Annotated in this window: 22 protein-coding genes and 1 riboswitch; of the genes, 10 read left to right on the forward strand and 12 right to left on the reverse strand. The window is 34.6% G+C overall.

Features of this window, described 5'->3' with window-relative positions:
* Position 1: 1 nt before the first annotated feature.
* Positions 2 to 469, reverse strand: a complete 468-nt coding sequence (locus tag M1D73_RS01085) for a YusW family protein (protein WP_001221552.1) — start codon at positions 467 to 469, stop codon at positions 2 to 4.
* Positions 470 to 642: 173 nt separating this feature from the next.
* On the opposite strand from M1D73_RS01085, the gene M1D73_RS01090 reads away from it, so the two are divergent.
* The 3 genes from M1D73_RS01090 to M1D73_RS01100 are packed head-to-tail and all read left to right on the forward strand — an operon-like array spanning position 643 to position 2,026.
* Positions 643 to 1,542: a helix-turn-helix transcriptional regulator gene (locus tag M1D73_RS01090; protein ID WP_000544202.1), complete on the forward strand. Its 900-nt coding sequence runs from the start codon at positions 643 to 645 to the stop codon at positions 1,540 to 1,542.
* A gap of 17 nt (positions 1,543 to 1,559) precedes the next feature.
* Positions 1,560 to 1,751: a hypothetical protein gene (locus tag M1D73_RS01095; RefSeq protein ID WP_000922547.1), complete on the forward strand. Its 192-nt coding sequence runs from the start codon at positions 1,560 to 1,562 to the stop codon at positions 1,749 to 1,751.
* Positions 1,748 to 2,026 (forward strand): hypothetical protein, encoded by a 279-nt coding sequence (locus tag M1D73_RS01100; RefSeq protein ID WP_000156944.1) that lies wholly within the window; start codon positions 1,748 to 1,750, stop codon positions 2,024 to 2,026. The genes M1D73_RS01095 and M1D73_RS01100 overlap by 4 nt, the downstream gene beginning before the upstream one ends.
* A gap of 44 nt (positions 2,027 to 2,070) precedes the next feature.
* On the opposite strand, the gene M1D73_RS01105 is transcribed toward M1D73_RS01100, so the two are convergent.
* From M1D73_RS01105 to proC, 4 genes are all read right to left on the reverse strand, one after another.
* On the reverse strand, positions 2,071 to 3,711 hold the full coding sequence (locus M1D73_RS01105) for a peptide ABC transporter substrate-binding protein (RefSeq protein ID WP_121868640.1): 1,641 nt from the start codon (positions 3,709 to 3,711) through the stop codon (positions 2,071 to 2,073).
* A 405-nt stretch (positions 3,712 to 4,116) separates the two neighbouring features.
* A complete protein-coding gene (locus M1D73_RS01110; protein WP_000726480.1) occupies positions 4,117 to 5,757 on the reverse strand; it encodes a peptide ABC transporter substrate-binding protein in 1,641 nt (546 codons plus the stop codon).
* Positions 5,758 to 5,889: 132 nt separating this feature from the next.
* Positions 5,890 to 5,994: riboswitch (SAM riboswitch) on the reverse strand.
* Positions 5,995 to 6,146: 152 nt separating this feature from the next.
* The gene (locus M1D73_RS01115; RefSeq protein WP_000604203.1) at positions 6,147 to 6,980 is read right to left on the reverse strand and encodes an aldo/keto reductase; all 834 of its coding nucleotides are present in this window, start codon (positions 6,978 to 6,980) and stop codon (positions 6,147 to 6,149) included.
* Position 6,981: 1 nt separating this feature from the next.
* The gene (gene proC, locus M1D73_RS01120) at positions 6,982 to 7,785 is read right to left on the reverse strand and encodes a pyrroline-5-carboxylate reductase (RefSeq protein ID WP_000956253.1); all 804 of its coding nucleotides are present in this window, start codon (positions 7,783 to 7,785) and stop codon (positions 6,982 to 6,984) included.
* A gap of 186 nt (positions 7,786 to 7,971) precedes the next feature.
* Between proC and pnuC the strand changes: the two genes are divergently transcribed.
* Positions 7,972 to 8,622, forward strand: a complete 651-nt coding sequence (pnuC, locus tag M1D73_RS01125) for a nicotinamide riboside transporter PnuC (RefSeq protein WP_033696507.1) — start codon at positions 7,972 to 7,974, stop codon at positions 8,620 to 8,622.
* Positions 8,623 to 8,689: 67 nt separating this feature from the next.
* On the opposite strand, the gene M1D73_RS01130 is transcribed toward pnuC, so the two are convergent.
* From M1D73_RS01130 to modA, 3 genes are all read right to left on the reverse strand, one after another.
* Positions 8,690 to 9,541 carry a GRP family sugar transporter gene (locus M1D73_RS01130; protein ID WP_000353544.1) on the reverse strand — a complete coding sequence of 284 codons (852 nt, stop codon included), beginning with the start codon at positions 9,539 to 9,541 and terminating at the stop codon, positions 8,690 to 8,692.
* Between the two features lie 300 nt (positions 9,542 to 9,841).
* Entirely contained in the window at positions 9,842 to 10,516 is a 675-nt protein-coding gene (gene modB, locus M1D73_RS01135; protein WP_000020526.1) for a molybdate ABC transporter permease subunit, read from the reverse strand.
* 5 nt (positions 10,517 to 10,521) lie between these two features.
* A complete protein-coding gene (gene modA / locus M1D73_RS01140) occupies positions 10,522 to 11,328 on the reverse strand; it encodes a molybdate ABC transporter substrate-binding protein (protein WP_001031841.1) in 807 nt (268 codons plus the stop codon).
* Between the two features lie 160 nt (positions 11,329 to 11,488).
* On the opposite strand from modA, the gene M1D73_RS01145 reads away from it, so the two are divergent.
* Entirely contained in the window at positions 11,489 to 12,409 is a 921-nt protein-coding gene (locus M1D73_RS01145) for a substrate-binding domain-containing protein (protein WP_002180310.1), read from the forward strand.
* 218 nt (positions 12,410 to 12,627) lie between these two features.
* On the opposite strand, the gene M1D73_RS01150 is transcribed toward M1D73_RS01145, so the two are convergent.
* A complete protein-coding gene (locus tag M1D73_RS01150) occupies positions 12,628 to 12,729 on the reverse strand; it encodes a DUF3948 family protein (RefSeq protein ID WP_001060017.1) in 102 nt (33 codons plus the stop codon).
* Positions 12,730 to 12,983: 254 nt separating this feature from the next.
* Positions 12,984 to 13,850 carry a LysR family transcriptional regulator gene (locus tag M1D73_RS01155; protein WP_000423031.1) on the reverse strand — a complete coding sequence of 289 codons (867 nt, stop codon included), beginning with the start codon at positions 13,848 to 13,850 and terminating at the stop codon, positions 12,984 to 12,986.
* 127 nt (positions 13,851 to 13,977) lie between these two features.
* Here M1D73_RS01155 and M1D73_RS01160 point away from each other — a divergent pair, with 127 nt between their 5' ends.
* On the forward strand, positions 13,978 to 14,946 hold the full coding sequence (locus M1D73_RS01160; RefSeq protein WP_002182372.1) for a DMT family transporter: 969 nt from the start codon (positions 13,978 to 13,980) through the stop codon (positions 14,944 to 14,946).
* 21 nt (positions 14,947 to 14,967) lie between these two features.
* Complete coding sequence (locus M1D73_RS01165) at positions 14,968 to 15,108, forward strand: YrzO family protein (protein WP_000894065.1); 141 nt, start codon at positions 14,968 to 14,970, stop codon at positions 15,106 to 15,108.
* A gap of 60 nt (positions 15,109 to 15,168) precedes the next feature.
* On the opposite strand, the gene M1D73_RS01170 is transcribed toward M1D73_RS01165, so the two are convergent.
* A complete protein-coding gene (locus M1D73_RS01170) occupies positions 15,169 to 15,264 on the reverse strand; it encodes a DUF3948 family protein (RefSeq protein WP_001060007.1) in 96 nt (31 codons plus the stop codon).
* Between the two features lie 337 nt (positions 15,265 to 15,601).
* Here M1D73_RS01170 and M1D73_RS01175 point away from each other — a divergent pair, with 337 nt between their 5' ends.
* Complete coding sequence (locus tag M1D73_RS01175; RefSeq protein WP_000277778.1) at positions 15,602 to 16,207, forward strand: lysophospholipid acyltransferase family protein; 606 nt, start codon at positions 15,602 to 15,604, stop codon at positions 16,205 to 16,207.
* A gap of 72 nt (positions 16,208 to 16,279) precedes the next feature.
* On the opposite strand, the gene M1D73_RS01180 is transcribed toward M1D73_RS01175, so the two are convergent.
* Positions 16,280 to 16,375, reverse strand: a complete 96-nt coding sequence (locus M1D73_RS01180; protein ID WP_001059999.1) for a DUF3948 family protein — start codon at positions 16,373 to 16,375, stop codon at positions 16,280 to 16,282.
* A 305-nt stretch (positions 16,376 to 16,680) separates the two neighbouring features.
* On the opposite strand from M1D73_RS01180, the gene M1D73_RS01185 reads away from it, so the two are divergent.
* Together M1D73_RS01185 and M1D73_RS01190 are read left to right on the forward strand one after the other, a co-directional pair.
* Positions 16,681 to 17,658 (forward strand): LacI family DNA-binding transcriptional regulator, encoded by a 978-nt coding sequence (locus M1D73_RS01185; protein WP_001273903.1) that lies wholly within the window; start codon positions 16,681 to 16,683, stop codon positions 17,656 to 17,658.
* A gap of 161 nt (positions 17,659 to 17,819) precedes the next feature.
* Positions 17,820 to 18,149, forward strand: a complete 330-nt coding sequence (locus M1D73_RS01190; protein WP_001004246.1) for a PH domain-containing protein — start codon at positions 17,820 to 17,822, stop codon at positions 18,147 to 18,149.
* Positions 18,150 to 18,218: the final 69 nt, after the last annotated feature.

Below are 18,218 nucleotides of genomic sequence, written 5' to 3' on the forward strand. Positions count from 1 at the left end.
TTTATTTTATTTCTCTTTTATATTCTTTTTTCGTTCCATCAGAGAAGACAACTTCTAAATCGAATTTTTGATAGTCTTTATCAAGTTTGAACACGTTCACTACTTGATCGATTACTTCTTGGTCAGGAGTATCTTTATCAAATTTTAATTCTTGTAGAAGTGGGCTTAATTTTGTGATAGCCTCGTCTCCTGTTAATTTTACATCTGCTTTATGATCTTCAATTTTTGCTTCCATTTTCTTGTCAGCTGCTACATTTTTATAGTCTGCTTCGTAGTCTTTCTTTGTATCTTGGTAGTCTGCCTTTAAATCGAATTCATTGAAGTTTAGTTTTAAATCTGCAGGAGCCTCATTTTTTGCTTCTTCAGTCGTCTTTTTATTAGAAGTTGTGTCTTCTTTGGCAGGAGCTTTACATCCTGTTAATGCAGGTACTAGCATAAGAGCTAATAAAACTGATAGTAGAATTCTCATTATAAATTCCTCCTTATGTAAATTCGTTCTATACAAGTTTTTCCCAAAAACATGTAATTATGTATGTGTTGAAAATAAATTATTATCCTGCAGTCACAAGGACTAATCCGCAATTTAAATCAAAAACGATTTGTATGTATATGGTAAATTGAAGTTGTGAGGGAGGGGCTAAAATGCATGAAGAATATAAAGAGATAATAAAAAAATCAATTGAATATATAGAGAATCACTTACATGAGGAGCTTACAACAGAAAGAGTGGCATCCCACAGTGCAGTATCGATGTACCATTTTCATCGCATCTTTCAAAGATATGTTGGGATGAGTGTAACAGATTATATTCGAAAGAGAAGGTTAACTCATGCTGCGCAAGTTTTAGTGTCAACGGAGAGAGCTGTTATTGATATTGCAGTGCAATACGGTTTTTCCTCACAAGAGGCATTTACGAGAGCTTTTAAAAGAATGTTTCAATTGCCACCAAAGAAATATCGAAAGTACTTTCAGTCATTTTATATAGAAAGAGAGGGTGTTTCAATGCAAAAAGGTATACCGAAAGGATGGATCTTAAGTGGAAGTCATCCTGCTGAATATGAGATGGGTTTAGATTATGAAGTTGTCCATCAAGGAAAAGTATCTGCATACATAAAAGCAAAAGAGAATGTTACGCATGGAGGATTTTCAACATTAATGCAAATGTTCCGAGCGGATAAATATGTAGGGAAGAGATTACGTTTTACAGCATTTATTAAGAGTGAAAATGTAAGAGATTGGGCAGGATTGTGGATGCGAGTAGATGGAAAAGATACAGAACCGCTCGCTATGGATAATATGCAAAATCGCCCCATTAAAAATACGAATAACTGGCAATCGTACTCGGTTGTATTAGATATAAAAGAAGAAGCACTTGGTATTGCATTTGGTGTTTTATTATCAGGAGAAGGTTGTGTGTGGCTAGATAGTATTCGATTTGATGAAGTAGATGAAAAAATCCCTTCAACAGATTTGGCAGAGAACTTTTATGAAACACTTTTAGAAGATCCGGTGAATCTACAGTTTGAAGAAGTAGAAAAATAAAAACAAGGAGAAAAGATATGCTCAAATATGTAAAACTAATAAGTATTAGTTTAGTAATATCGTCGTGTATTATGGGAATTAATTATTTAGTTAGCTATCTTTGGTCAGGGCATATACCTTCTTTGACGTGGAGAACATATTTGATGTTTGTGTTTATATTTATGATGAGTTTTGGTTCAATGCAAAAAGAAGGAAAAGAGGATTATTGACAATAGTCTTTTTCGCCTTTCTTTCATTAACACAAATGGTTGTAACTGTGCCACATGAAATGCTTTCTAAAACATATCAAACAATCAGTGAATTATTTCCTGCAACATATGCAGCGAATGGCTATTATACAATAATATTTGGAGGAGTTAGTTTAGAGAGAAATATTATTTCATTATTAGTTATTGTATTGGTTACACAATCAGTAGCAGTGATGACTTTAGCTATAAAAGGAATGGTAAAGGGAAGAAGAAGCTCTGTAGTTAAAGAAGTATAAAATAAAAAGGTATCCTCGGTGGGATACCTTTTTATTAGCACTTATTATTTTGTAACTTCTGTCCACTTGTAGTTAAACTCACCACCGAAGTCAGTTGTTACAAGTCCTTTAATGAAAGAGCGTTGTAAGTAAGAACGGCCTTGTTGGTATAAAGGAGCGACAGCGCCGTCTTGTAATAGAATTTTTTCAGCTTGCTTCATTGCTTCAAAGCGTGCTTTTTCATCGCCAGCTAAATCTGTTTTCGCTTTATGAATTAGCTCATCGTACTCTTTGTTAGAGTATTTATCGAAGTTATAAGCACTATCTGTTGTAAATAAATCTAAGAATGTAATTGGATCAGCGAAGTCAGGGCCCCAGCCGTCAATACCAATTTCATAGTCACCACTTAATAGTAGTTTTAGCTGTTGTTTACGTGGTTGTGGTTTTAAATTCACTGTTAATCCATCTAGGTTCTTTTCTAATTCACCTTTTAAATATTCACCAGTCTTTTTAGCTAAAGCATTGTCACTTGTTAATAGTTCGATTGTTACTTTGTCAGTACCAAGTTCTTGTTTTGCTTTTTTCCAGTTTTCTTTCGCTGTTTTCACATCATCCTTGACTAGATTTCCATTTTCTTTACGGAAGTCATTGCCTTCTGGGCTCTTTGCAAATTTCGCAGGAACCATTCCTTCAGCTGGAACAGCGCCGTTATTTAAGATTGTTTCTACGTAAGCTTTTTTATTCATTGCGCCGTTAATAGCAAGGCGTGCATGTTGATTTTTTAATGTTTCATTTTTCTGATTTAATCGTAAGAATTGAATACCGACTTCAGCGCGTTCTTTGAAGTTTGGATCGCTCTTATATTTATCAACAAACTCTGCAGTTAAAGCAACACGATCAATTTGTCCTGAATCATATAAGTTCACTTCTGTAGACTTATCTTTAACGACATTGAAGTTGATTTCTTCTAATTTTACAGTTTTAGCATCCCAATAGTTAGGATTTTTCTTCAATTGGAAGCTTTGTTCATGTTTCCAGTTATCTAATGTGAAAGCACCGTTATAAATTAAATGATTTGTTTCTAAACCATATTTATCGCCTTGAGACTTTAAGTACTCTTCATTAATTGGTAAGAATGTTGAGAATGTAGTTAAGCTTAAGAAGTAGGGAACAGGACGGTCTAGTTGTACTTCTAACGTTTTATCATCAACAGCTTTGACCCCTAGTTGATCAATTGGCAATTGTTTTTGGTTTATTTGTTTCGCATTCTTTATATCGAAGAATAAGAATGCGTATTCAGCTGCTGTATCAGGATTTACGGCACGTTGCCAAGCGAAGGCAAAGTCCTTTGCTGTAACAGGAGTACCGTTTGACCATTTTGAATCACGGAGATGGAATGTATATTTTGTTTTATCGGGACTAATGTCAACCGACTCAGCGACACCAGGAACCGGTTTATTATCTTCTCCCATTGCATATAGCCCTTCAAAAACATTACGCATTACGTTCATGGATTCCCCATCCGTTGCTTTTGCAACATCCATTGTTGGAATTTCTGAAGCGAATGATAAGTTAATTGCCTGTTTATCAGGTGCTTTATCGTTTGCTTTCGCTCCGCTTGCATTATCTTTATTTCCCCCGCAAGCAGTTAGTAATAGACTTGCCCCTAAAACAGATGCAACAACAGGTACAACTTTTTTCTTCATTGTTCGTTCCTCCCTAAATGTGTTGTTCGTAACGTCATAATGTCCGTGTCTTGAAGTAGCTATAGAAGGAGATAAAACCTATTATAAATATTTGTTTATAGGTAATCAGGTGTTCTATATGTATATACATGTCGAACTATAATCTATCGTTATATGTTTCAACGTAGTAGACATTATATTTTGATGGTGAAATATTTTGTTTCTTTGATTATTTAGAATATTAACACTGAAAAGAACTATATGTCAATAATAAAAATAGATTGTTAATTTCTCAGAATAATATATTAAAAAAGCAGATTCTCATGTGTGAGAGAACCTATTTTTAATATATTTTGCTAAAAAAACAATTGGTGTGGGCTAATAATAAGTGGGGATGAAGAAACCCCCACTTATTAAAGTTTCACTTTATTTTTCAATTTTTGCCCACTTGAAGTTTAATTGACCTGCAAAGTCTACTTGCACAATTCCTTTCACATAAGAACGTTCTAAATAAGATTCGCCTTTTTGGTAAAGAGGAGCGATAACAGAGTCTTTAAATAATATTTTCTCGGATGCTAGTAATGCTTCCCAGCGAGCTTTTTCATCACCAGCTAAAGTTGTTTTCACTTTTGCTATTGTTTCATCGAATTCCTTATTAGAGTAATGATCTAAGTTATAAGGGTTATTCGTTGTAAATAGCTCAAGGAATGTAATTGGATCCGCAAAGTCAGGGCTCCAGCCATCAATTCCGATTTCGTAGTCACCTTTTAATAAAAGCGAAACTTGTTGCTTACGCGGCTGAGGTTTTATATTTACTGTTAATCCATCTAGATTCTTTTCTAGTTGTCCTTTTAAGAATTCACCAGTTTTCTTATCAAGGTCAGCATCACTCGTTAATAATTCTAATGTTATCTTTTCAGAACCAAGCTCTTGTTTAGCTTTTTTCCATAACTCTTGTGCAGATTTTGTATCAACTTTTGTTAAATCGCCGTTTGCAGTACGGAAGTCTTTTCCTTCAGGTCCTTTTGCAAAGTTTTTTGGAACGAGACCAAATGTTGGTGTAGAGCCATCATTTAATAACGTATTTACAAAGGATTTTCTATCAATTGTTTGATCAATTGCTTGGCGTGCAGAAACGTTTTGAAGTATTTTGTTTTGTTGATTCATACGTAAAAATTGTACGCCTACGTTTGGACGTTCTTTAAAGTTAGCATCCTTTTTATATTTATCGACGAAGTCAGATGTTAGTTTTATACGATCTAATTGTTTTGACTCGAATAAATTTACTTCTGTTGATTTTTCTTTTACGACATTAAAATTGATTTCTTCTAGTTTGACAGTATCTTTATCCCAATAGGTAGGGTTCTTCTTAAATTTAAAGCTTTGTTCGTGCTTCCAATCGCTTAGTGTAAAAGCTCCATTGTACAAAATTGTATTATCTTCTAAAGCGTACTTATCACCTTGTACTTTAAAGAATTCCTCATTAATTGGTAGAAATGTTGGGAACGCTGTTAAGCTAATAAAATAAGGAACAGGACGCTCTAATTCTACCTCAAACGTATGGTCATCAACTGCTTTTACACCAAGTTGGTCGGCTGGAAGTTCTTTGTTGTTAATTTTTGTTGCGTTTTTAATATCAAAGAATAAAAATGCATATTCAGAGGCTGTTGCTGGATCTACGGCACGTTGCCAAGCGAACACAAAATCTTTAGCTGTAACAGGAGTGCCATTTGACCATTTTGAATCTCGCAAATGGAATGTGTATTTCGTTTTATCGCCACTTACTTCATGAGATTTTGCAACACCAGGAACAGGTTTGTTACCTTCACCAAGATTATACAAACCTTCAAATACGTTTCTCATTACTTGACCAGAATCAGTATCTGTAGCACGAGCCGTATCCATTGTTCGTATTTCAGTAGGTGAAGATAAGTTTAAAACCTGTTTACTAGGTGCCTCGTCTTTTGCATTTGCTCCGCTTGCTTCGTTTTTATAACTACCGCAACCAGTTAATAAAATACTTACTCCTACAACTGATGCAATACCGGGTACAAACTTCTTTTTCATTTGATTTTCCTCCTAAATAATTAAGTTTGGATGATGATGAGGGAAATGAAAAATAAAAAATCCCTCTTTTCATATTGAGAAAGAGGGATTTTTACGTACAAGTTATGCACCCGTATATAAACGAAGTCCCTCATTCTATCTTTCAAGCATAAAGCTTGCAGGAAGTGGCACAGTATTCAAAATGAACCTGTTGCCGAGGTTTCAAAGGGCCAGTCCCTCCACCTCTCTTGATACAATGAGTAAACGAATAAATTTTATTAATTTTTTTGTTTCTTTGATAATTCAAAATCTTACACCTTGAATAATGAAGTGTCAACTAAATGAAATATAGTTTAAATTTTCAGTTTTCTTAAATGAAAAAACCACTGCATATGGCAGTGGTTTTTCTACTAGAAGTTAAAGTTATCTGGATCTGGACCAACGCGACGATCTTCATTTAAAGCTTGAATTGCTTTCATATCATCAGCACTTAATTCAAAGTCGAAGATGTTTGCATTTTCAATAATGCGATGTTCTTTAATTGATTTAGGAATTGTTACAACTTCGTTTTGTAAATCCCAACGTAAAATAATTTGCGCAGTTGATTTATTATATTTTGTCGCAATTTCTTGTAACGTTGGATTATCTAGTAGTTGTCCTTGCATTAATGGTGACCAAGCTTCAAGCTGGATATTATGTTCTTTACAGAATGCATGTAACTCTTCTTGTGCTAAACGTGGGTGGTATTCCACTTGGTTGACCATTGGCTTAATTTCAGCAATTTCAAATACGTCTTGTAAGTGGTGAATGTGGAAATTACTCACACCGATAGCGCGAACACGGCCATCTTTATAAAGTGTTTCTAATGCTTTCCATGATTCAGTATATTTCCCTTTTACAGGCCAATGTACTAAATATAAATCTAAATATTCTAGACCTAATTTCTCTAATGTAGTTTCAAATGCTTGAAGCGTTGTTTCATATCCTTGATCGCTATTCCATACTTTTGAGGTAATAAATAATTCTTCACGTGAAACACCGGATTCACGAATCGCTTGCCCAACGCCTTCTTCATTTTGATAGATTGCTGCAGTATCGATGCTGCGGTAGCCATTTTTAATTGCTGCTTTTACAGAATCAATTACTTCTGAACCATCTTCTACTTTAAAAACACCTAAACCAAACCAAGGCATTTTTACACCGTTATGTAATGTTGTATAGTCTTTTAAACTTGTTAAAATCATATTATTTCCCCCTAGCTTTTTTGTTTGTTGCTTCTACTGCTTTTTGAATTGCCTCTGAAAAATTATATTCGTATAAAGTTTTGAGACCCTCAGCTGTGGAACCACCTGGCGTTGTTACTTGTTCGCGAAGGTTAGCTGGATTTTGCGTTTGTTCAAGCATAGAAGCAGAGCCAGAAATCATTTGAATGACAAGATGTTTTGCGGTTTCTTCATCAACTCCATAACTTTTTGTTGCTTCAATTAAGCTTTCAGCAAAGTAATAAAGGAAGGCTGGTGCACTTCCAGTAACTGCAGTAAGCTGATGAACTTCTTCCTCAGTACAAAGTTGCGAAGTACCAATACCTTTTAAAAGTAGTTGCAGGGTTTCTTGATGTATCTCGTTTACTGATTGTCCCATTGTATATAAGGAGATAGACTTTCCAATTTCAGCAGCTGTATTAGGCATAATCCAAGCAACAGGCGTGCCTTTTGGGAGTCTAGCTTCTAAATAAGATGGTCCAATGCCAGCTGCTACTGTTACGACTAGTTGATTTGATATTAACGGAGATAGCTCAGCTAATAACTCTTCATGAGCCGAAGGTGGCATTGCTAAAACAACCGTATCAACAGATGTAACATGCTGTTTCCAATCTGTTGTAGTAGACACATTATATCGATGTTGTAACTGTTTTAGCTTTTCTATGTTGCTTCGGTTAGAGACGATAATTTCTTCGATGTACTCTTTGCTTGTTTTAAGTAATCCGGAAAATATAGCTTCTGCCATACGACCGGCACCAATAAATAAAATTCGATGTTTAGTTAGCATATCCTTTATTCCTTTCTAGTAGAGATATGTTATAAAAACGATATCATCTTTAAGAGAATTTTGTAAAAAGAAAAGACTTACCGTAGATGGAATGGATAATGAGAAGGAGGAGATTCATGGTAAAGGAAAGGGCTATTCCTTATACTGGTGATAGGGAATTTATTACACATCTGGGGAGAGATAAATATGGTTAGAAGTCCACTTTTTTTACTTGTTTCTAGTATTATTTGTGTATTAGTTGGATTGTATATTCAATCGAGTTATATTGAAATTTTCGCATCAATTATGGGGATCATTAATGTTTGGTTATTAGCGAGAGAAAAAGTATCCAACTTTTTATTTGGCATGATTACTGTTGCGGTATTTCTATACATTTTTATTACACAAGGTTTATATGCAATGGCAGTATTAGCCGCTTTTCAATTTATATTTAATGTATATGGTTGGTATTATTGGATTGCACGAAGTGGGGAGGGAGAGGTAAAAGCAACAGTTCGTTTAGATTTGAAAGGATGGACTTTTTATATAAGTTTTATTTTAGTTGCTTGGATTGGTTGGGGTTATTATCAAGTCCGTTATTTAGAGTCAACAAGTCCATATTTAGACGCTTTAAATGCCGTATTGGGACTAGTGGCTCAATTTATGTTAAGTCGAAAAATATTAGAAAACTGGCATTTATGGATTTTATATAACATAGTTAGCATTGTAATTTATATTTCTACTGGTTTATACGTCATGCTAATATTAGCTATTATTAATCTCTTTATATGTGTAGCTGGTTTGCTAGAGTGGAAGAGCAATTATAAGGGGCAAGAACATACAAATAATTATATCTAGAAAATAATTAGAATTAAAAAACCCCTGAAGTACATATGCTTCAGGGGTTTACTAATAGAATATAAGATTATGCTTTTGTCATACCAAGTAATACAGCGCCGCCGATAATTAAAACACTACCTAGTGCAATAAAGATCAATTGACGTTTTGTTTTCTTTTCACCTAAGAATACAATCGCACCGAATGTTGAGATAACGATTCCAGTTTGAGATAATGGGAAGCTTGTTGCTACTCCAACACGTGGTAATGAAAGAAGTAAGAATAAGTTTCCAGTTCCCCATAGTAAACCAGACAAAGCATTACGGATTGCATATTTGTTAAATGGTTTATGTTTAGACGTCAGTACAACCGCACCAACAAACATACCAACTGCTTGTGGTAAAATAGCAGACCAACCATCGATATTATACCAACGAATAATAATTACATATACAAGATAGCCGAAAGTAGAAACAATTAAAGTAAGAAGTCCTTTTTTCAATTGTCCAGGTGGCTGAGCATTTTCTTTATCATCTAATGATGTGAATACAACACCAACTACGATTAATAGGATTGCAATCGTTCCCAGAATGATCGTTGTAGTAGTAGTCCACTCACGGAAAGCGATAACCCCAAAGATAGAAGTTGCAACAAGTTGCATACCAGTAGAAATCGTTACAGTAGTTGAAACACCTAGTTTTTCAACTGTTTTTAATTGGTTTACTTGTCCTAAAGCCCAGAATAAACCTGAAATAAAACCAACAATTAAGATTGTCATTGTTAAAGCTGGTTGAGTAAATACATACATAATTGTTGCGAAGAATAGAGCACCGATTGTCATACCTACCGTTTGGCTATATGCACCACCGCCCATTTTTACGCTTACTAATAAGATGTTTCCCCATGCAATTGCAGGAAGAAGCGCTAATAAAATGTCCATTACAAGACTCCCTTCGGTTTGCTATACCAATATAGTTACATATCGTTCTAACGATCGGTAATGCCCCACTAATAGAGTAGAAGATTACCGATCGCTAAAACAGGATGAAGAATTCACGATATAAATGCGTTTTCATTTCTTCATTTTTTGAAACACCTCCATATAATAACAGGAAATTGCCTATTTTAGAAAGTGAATTCAAATAAAATGTATATTTTAATAAGAGGTAAAATTCAGTTATTTCCCGGTGGTATATTTTATTTCCTAAGAAATAAAGAAGCAGCTTCGAAAAAAGCTGCTTTAAGAGTTAGTAATTCTTTTATTAATAAGTTGAATACATAGTAGAAATACGAGTGACATACCGATAGTAATAACTACAAGTGTCCATGCGAGTTGCATATTACTTGCATCAATAGCCATGTAAATTGCAGTTGGGATTGTCTGTGTTTTACCAGGAATGTTCCCGGCAAACATAAGTGTAGCGCCAAATTCACCGAGCGCGCGGACAAAGCTCAAAATCATCCCGCTTAGTAAGGCAGGAAATGCGAGCGGAAGTGTAACGTGCAGAAAAACTTGATATTCACTTGCGCCAAGGTCACGAGCACTTTCTTCAATTTGTACATTTGCGATAGAAAATCCCGTTTTCGCTGATTGGTACATAAGCGGAAATGCAACAACTGTAGAAGCAATGATCGCAGCAGTAGATGTGAACATAATAGACTGCTGAAATAATGATTCAACCCACTTTCCGATCGGGCTGTTGTTTCCAAAGATGATAATGAGAAAGAAGCCGATAACAGTTGGTGGAAGTACCATTGGTAATAAAAATATGGTTTCTAATAGTACTTTATATCGCCATGAGGAGCGAGCTAGTGCTCGCCCGACAATTGTCCCTAAAATTGTAACGAGAATAGTGGCGCATGCAGCTACTCTTAAAGATAGAAAGACAGGCGATAAAATAGCATCAATGCTCATAGTAATTAAGACAGGACTGTAAATCCATATTTTTTAAAGATAGATTGTGCATCTTTTGACTGCAAATACTCATAAAATGAAGTCGCCTCTTTCTTATGTTTAGATTCCTTTATAACACCTAAAGGATAGTGGATTGGCTCATGAGAAGTAGCTGCTGCTGTCTCACCAATCTTTACTTTATCCGAAATGAGAGCATCTGTTTTGTATACGATACCAGCATCGACATTCCCTGTTTCTACATATGTTAACACTTGGCGAACATCTTTTGTAAATACGACTTTATTTTGAACATCATTCCAAAGGTTTTCGTGTGTTAGAGAAGCCTTTGCATATTTGCCAGCAGGTACAGATTCAGGTGTACCAAGTGCAATTTTTTTTATTTTTTCATCTTTTAAATCTTGAATTTTTGTAAGAGAACTATCTTTTGGGACGACTAGAACGAGTTCGTTTCCAAGGAGATTTTTCCCCTCTTTTTCATTAATGAATCCTTTTTTTACAAGGGTTTGGAATTTATCTTCTGCTGCTGAGAAGAATAAATCAGCAGGTGCACCTTGTTCAATTTGTTGTTGAAGTGCTCCAGAAGCACCGAAGTTAAAAGAAAGTTTGATATTTGGCTCTTTTTCTTTATATTGTTTTTCGATTTCTTTTAATGCATCTTGTAAGCTTGCAGCAGCTGAGATAGTCAGTTCAACTGTTTTATCCTCTTTAGCAGCTGACTTTGTATGCTTTTCCCCACTTGTACAAGCAGCGCTAAATATAAGAAGGAAAGAAAGTATAAGTGCCCCGATGGAACGTAATATAAATTTATTCATAAAAAAATCCCCTTTCATTTTGACACATCTAATTATAACTAAATATAACTAAATATAACTAGTTTTAATTGAATATAATTTGAACATATGTCTATTTTTAAAAAATAGGAGAAATATTCTTTTCTTTGTTACAATGAAAGGAGAAAGTGAGGAATCGTCTATGGATCATCATTCCTACACAACGGAAGAAGTAGCAAAGCGATTAAAAGTATCAAAATTAACTGTATACGACTTAATTAAAAAAGGAGAACTTCCTTCTTATAGAGTTGGTAGACAGATGCGCATTGATGCAGCAGATTTAGATCAATATATAAAGCAAATGAAAACAGGGAAAGTACAAGTTAATCCTGTGAAAAACGATGGTAGTAGTATCTTGAACACGTGTATTATTAGTGGTCAAGAACTAACGTTAGATATGTTAGCTAAACGTATAGAAAATCGTTTGCCAAGTTCTAATGTTTTAAGAGCGTATCAAGGTAGCTTAACGAGTTTAGTGAAAATGTATCAAGGAGAAGGAAGTATCGTTAGTTTGCATTTGTTTGATGGTGAAACGGGTACATATAATATTCCTTACGTAAAACGTATTTTAGTAGGACAGCCATGTCTTATGATTAATTTATTGTCCAGAAATGTAGGGTTTTATGTTCAAAAAGGAAATCCGAAGAAAATAAAGACATGGGCTGACATATCCGGTTCCACTATAAAGTTTGTGAATCGAGAAAAGGGTTCTGGTATTAGAGTGTTAGTGGATGAACAATTACGAATCCGAAAATTAAATAAAGCTGATATTAGTGGATATGAATGGGAAGAATCGAATCATCTTGGTGTTGCCACGCAAGTTGCAAATGGAAAAGCTGATGTAGGAGTAGGTTCAGAAAAGTTTTCGCAAATTGTAAATGTGGACTTTATTCCAATCATGAAAGAACAGTATGATTTAGTAATTTTGAAGAATAAAGAAAATGAAGAGCTGATTGAAGTTGTGAAAGACATTCTGCAATCGGAAGAATTTCATAATGAATTAAATGCGATTGGCGGATATGATATTACGAAAACAGGTCAAATTGTATATGAAATAAAGTGAAACTTTAATCAGTGTGGGGGTTCTTCATCCCCCACTGATTATTAGCCTTCACCAATCGGACTTTTATGGGCAGCCCGACCCCCACCTAACTTCTTTGCTTTCGCAGAATTTTGAGGAGGGGGTCTTACTGCCCATTAAAGCGGGACAAACTAAAAAGCTGCTTGTCTATAAGACGAGCAGCTTTTTCTATATATAAAGGGGTTTGGGGAAACAAAGTGTTAAATAAGACCTTGAGCAAGTGTATAAATGAAAGCCGTAAGAAGAGTAGCTCCACTTGCAAGTCCGATAAAGTCTGATTTGTTGAAAGTAATGTTGTTCATTATAATCTCTCCTTATTTGTTTAATGTAGTTGCAACAGCTTTTGCATCGACAAGTGCGGATAGCACCATGCCCATTGTATTTAAAAATTTATTTGATTTCATATTGTTCATCATGCGTATCCGCTCCTTTTCGAATAGTTGTTGCCCTGCTTATGTCTTAATTATAGGGAATATGGATACTTCCAACTATCGAATTAGCTTACGAAAGACTTACACTTTTGTAAGAAAAAAAGACATTCATGTAAGAATGTCTTTCACAGCATATTGATATGATGATGGTCTTCAATTGTTTTTAAAAAACTACGCATTGAATTCGTCATATAGCTATCTTTACGGCGTATGAAAACCGTTGAAATACTGCCGTATTTTTCAGGGATTGCATGACAATGTACCTTACCTGCTTTAGAAAGATGATGGACAGCAGACTGTGGTACGAGTGTAATTCCGAGACCGAGTGCAACACTGTTTAATATTGTCTCTAATATATTGAATTCCATAATTCTTTTTGGTAGCAAACCTTCGTCTTTAAGCCAACGTTCTAGTTTGGAGCGGTATCCACATCCTTGGTTAAAAACGAGTAGAGGCGTTGTTGTAAATTCTTCTATATGAAAGGCTTTATTTTGTGTTATAAGCATTAATTTCTCTGTACTAACATCGTATTGTTCGATTAGTGGATGTTTAATAGGACCTGATATAAAGGCGCCATCTAATTGATGATCAAGTACTTCTCTAATTAATTCTTCTGTTAGACCCGCTTGTAATGATAAATCGACATTCGGATAGCTTTTATAGTAAGAAGATAAAATGGTAGGCAGTGTACTTACTGTTTCGACTGTACCGATTTTTAATATACCAGAAGGTGTTTCGCTATCTAAAAATACTTGTTTTAGTTCGTCGACATCTTGCAAAATTTTACTAACATAAACGAGCATTTTTCTTCCTTCAGCTGTTAAAGTCATTCCTCGTTTATGGCGGTAAAAGAGTGGGGTTTTTAATTCGTTTTCTAGTTGTTTAATACGTGCAGTTACATTTGATTGTACATAATTTAATTCCTTTGCTGCGCTACTTACACTACCCTGATCGGCAACGCTTTTAAAGATTTGTAAGTCTCTTAATTCCATTTTGTAATCCCCCTTGATGTTAACTATCATTATAAATGATAGTTAACATCATTTTGAATCATTTTACGTGATATATTTTTTCTTTTACAATTCTCTTTGTGCAAATAGAAAGAAACGGGGGATTGCGGTGAGAAGAGGTCAAATGATAATAGGGGCTTTGGCGTGTTTAATTGCGAGTATGTCATGGGGAGCGATGTTTCCAGTTGCTGATCATGCGCTAGAATACATAGATCCATTTTATTTTTCGCTTATTCGCTATGGAGCAGTGGCGATAATGCTGATTGTATTGTTGTTAGTGAAAGAAGGAAAACAGGCATTTTGTTTAGAGGGAAGAGGAAAGTTACTCGTCTTTTTTGGAACGATGGCATTTACAGTATATAATGTCCTCATATTTTTAGGGCAAATGTTAATGGGTAAGTCGGGTGTAATGGTAGCTTCCATTATGGAAGCACTTATGCCGATGATTTCTATTTGTATTTTATGGGGATATAAGCATATAAAACCGAAGAAGTATATGATAACGAGTATGGTTATTGCTTTTGTAGGAGCTGTGTTTGTTATTACAAAAGGTGACATGAGTTTCTTTGTAACATTGAAAGATAATATGTTCCCATTAGCATTTATATTTATTGGTGTTGTAGGGTGGGTTATTTATACGATGGGTGGTCAAACTTGTAGTGATTGGTCAACGTTACGTTATTCTACGTTGACGTGTGTATTCGGTACGACTGTTACAGGAATTATAACGGTAATTATTACGTCGCTTGGATATATTTCAGTTCCGAGTATGGGAACGATTTCTATTGTGAAATATGATTTGTTATTCATGATGACATTGCCAGGTATTGTAGCGCTACTTGCTTGGAACTATGGTGTGAAAATTTTATCATCCATTAATGGGATTTTATTTATTAATTTTGTACCAATTACGACTTTAGCTATTATGATGATGCAAGGGTATCAAATCACAATGTTTGATATTATAGGGACTGTACTTGTTATTGCAGCGCTTATTCGCAATAACGTTTGTCAGAGAAAAGAAGAAAATATAAATAAGAGAGTTTTACAAGAAGAACAATTACGTCAAGCTGTTTAATAGGCAAATGGAGGATTTCACATGTTAGAAAGTTTATTGTTTTTCTTCGCCGTCGGAGTTGCCTGTGAGCTTGCAGCAATTAATCGAAATGGTCGTAAAAAGATAAAACAACAAGCTGAGCTAATACAGCTTTTAAAAGAATTGAAAGAAAGAAAAAATTAAAAAGACGACCGGGCATAGACGGTCGTCTTTTTCTATATAAAGGGGAAAGGGGACACAAAGTTATACAAGCGTAGCAGCGTAAATGAAAGCAGTAAGAAGAAGAGAGCCGCTAGCTAATCCTAAAAAATCTAATTTGTTAAAAGTAATGTTATTCATAATACATTCTCCTTACTTGTTTAATGCAGAAGCAACAGCTTTTGCATCGAAAAGAGCCGATAATACCATGCCCATTGTATTTAAGAAATTGTTCGTTTTCATTTTGTTCATCATATTGATCCACTCCTTTTCGAATAATTGTTGCCCTGTTTCTGACTTAATTGTATGAAATATAGTAAGAAGTAACTATCGAATTAGCTTACAAGAAAATTACACTTTTGTAAGAATTGAAATTTAACAATTCATCCTTAATTTTATTACCAACTCCTAAAACTTAGTGTTATAATTGTTATAAGAATATGATTATACTTCGGATGTTTAGAAAGGAACGAAATAAATGTATAAACCAATTACATTTTTGTTGAAATATATATTTAAAACAGCTGGGAAAGTAGAAGTACAAGGAAGAGAAAAGCTACCAGAAGGTGGACCCTATGTTGTTGCATGTACACATACAAGTTTTATGGATGTATTAATGTTAGCTACAGGGATGTATCCAACTCAAATTCATTACATGGCCAAAAAAGAATTATTTGAAGGGAAATTCAAAAATTGGTTCTTTAAAAATGTAAATGCATTCCCTGTAGATCGTGCGAATCCAGGACCAAGTACACTTAAAATTCCATCACGTTTATTAAAAGAAGGAAAGGTAGTAGGGATTTTTCCGAGTGGAACAAGATCAGCGGAAGATGTTTCATTAAAAGCGGGTGCTGTGACAATTGCGATGCGTTCCAATGTTCCGTTAGTACCAGCAGCTTATGTTGGTCCATCAAGTGTAAAAGAATTAATAAAGGGGAAAAAGGCACAATTGATTTTTGGAGATCCAATTCAAATTGAGGCTGGAGAACAAATAGATCGAAAAACCGCTATGAAAATGATGACAGATCAATTAAATGAGAAGTTTGAGGAGTTAAAAGAAGCTTTGCAATCAAATCAAAAATAAGAAAAGACGACCGGGCATAGACGGTCGTCTTTTCTATTACTATTTATAATAAAGGGGAAAGGGGACACAAAGTTATACAAGCGTAGCGGCGTAAATAAAAGCAGTAAGAAGAATCGAGCCACTAGCTAGTCCTAAAAAATCTAATTTGTTAAAAGTGATGTTATTCATAATACATTCTCCTTACTTGTTTAATGTAGAAGCAACAGCTTTTGCGTCGATAAGAGCGAAAAATACCATGCCCATTGTATGTAAGAAATTGTTCGTTTTCATTTTGTTCATCATATTAATCCGCTCCTTTTCGAATAGTTGTTACCTTGTTTCTGACTTAATTGTATGAAATGTTGCGGAAAGTCACTATCGAATTAGCTTACAGAAAAATTACACTTTTGTAAGAGAAACGAATGAAGGTGTAATGATAAGAAGATTTGACATATGTTCATGAGATTCATTAAGTTAAAGGTAGAGGTGAGTGTATGGCTAATATTAAAGATATTGCAAAGATGGCGGGAGTTTCAGTTACGACTGTTTCGAGAGTGTTGAATGATCACCCATATGTAAGTGAAGAAAAAAGAAAAGCGGTTATAGAGATAGTTGAGAAATTGAATTACTCGCAAAACGCAAATGCTGTTCATTTATCAAAAGGAAAAACGAATATTGTTGGTGTGATTTTACCGTATATTAATCATCCGTGTTTTGATGCGATGGTGAGCGGAATGATGGAGACTGCGTTAGCGCATAATTACAGGGTGCTACTTTGCCAAACGAATTATAATAAAAAAGAAGAAATGAAAAGTTTACATATGTTAAAAACAAAACAATTGGATGGTCTTATTATTTGTTCACGTGCAAATGATTGGGAAACGATAGAACCGTATGCTTCTTACGGCGCAATAATTGCTTGTGAAGACAATGATATTTCAAACATCTCAAGTGTATATACGAATCATTCAGCGGCCTTTCAATTAGGAATGGATTATTTGATTGAGAAAGGTTATAAAAAAATTGGTTATTGTACGGGAAGAAAATTAGGGCCGAGTAGTCAAAAGCGTTTTGATGTTTATAAACAGCAATTGCAATCTATAGACGAAGAGGTTAATGAAGAATGGATTTTTACAGAATGTTTTACACTAGAAGATGGTGTAAAAGTGGCTCATAAGTTAAAAGAGATGCAGGATCTTCCTGAAGCATTAATAGTAGCAGGTGATGAAGTTGCGATTGGGGTTATGACAGAGGTTGAAAAATTAGGGATTCAAGTTCCTGAGGATTTAGCGATTATTGGCTTTGATAATCAACCTATCTCGCAAGTGTTACAATTGACAACTATTGATCAAAATTTAAAGGAGATAGGGAAAACTGCTTTTGAAATGTTGCATAGAAAAGTGAATGACGAGAGTTCTGAACAAGAAAAGCTGGAAATTCCATACGAACTTGTGGAACGCTCTACAGTTTAATCGTAATCCGTTATGTGTATAATCGCATAACGGATTATTTTTTTGAAATATCTTTGACAGGAAACGCGTTTCATACTTTATAAAGGAGTTAAACCGGTCTGTAATAATCCATGGATTCTTTTCAAGTGTTAATGCAGTGAATAGAATTTGGAGGAATATGCATGAATGAACTTTTATCGAGTATGAAAAAGTATGTAGATGATGATGAAAAGATTCTGGCTTTTGTGGTAGGGATATTTGAGAAGGATAATTTTATATTATCGTATCAACATGGGGTTTTTGTTGCCACTACTAGACGTCTCCTTTTTTACGGGAAATTTCCGTACTATTCTTCAACATTTAAAGAGTATTCATATTTGTATATAGATAGCATAGATTTTCATCCGTATTTTGAATTTACTTGTAGTCATGAAACCATTCGCGCTAAGTATATTCAGAAAGGGAATGTGGAGCGATTTGTCCGTGCAGTTAGAGCAAATATGAATAATTAATCAACCCTCTGTTTAAACATAATATTTCAATTTTTAAGAGGGAAAATGCGGAATAAAAACCACTTCTAA

This window comes from Bacillus sp. PK3-067 (assembly GCF_056738645.1).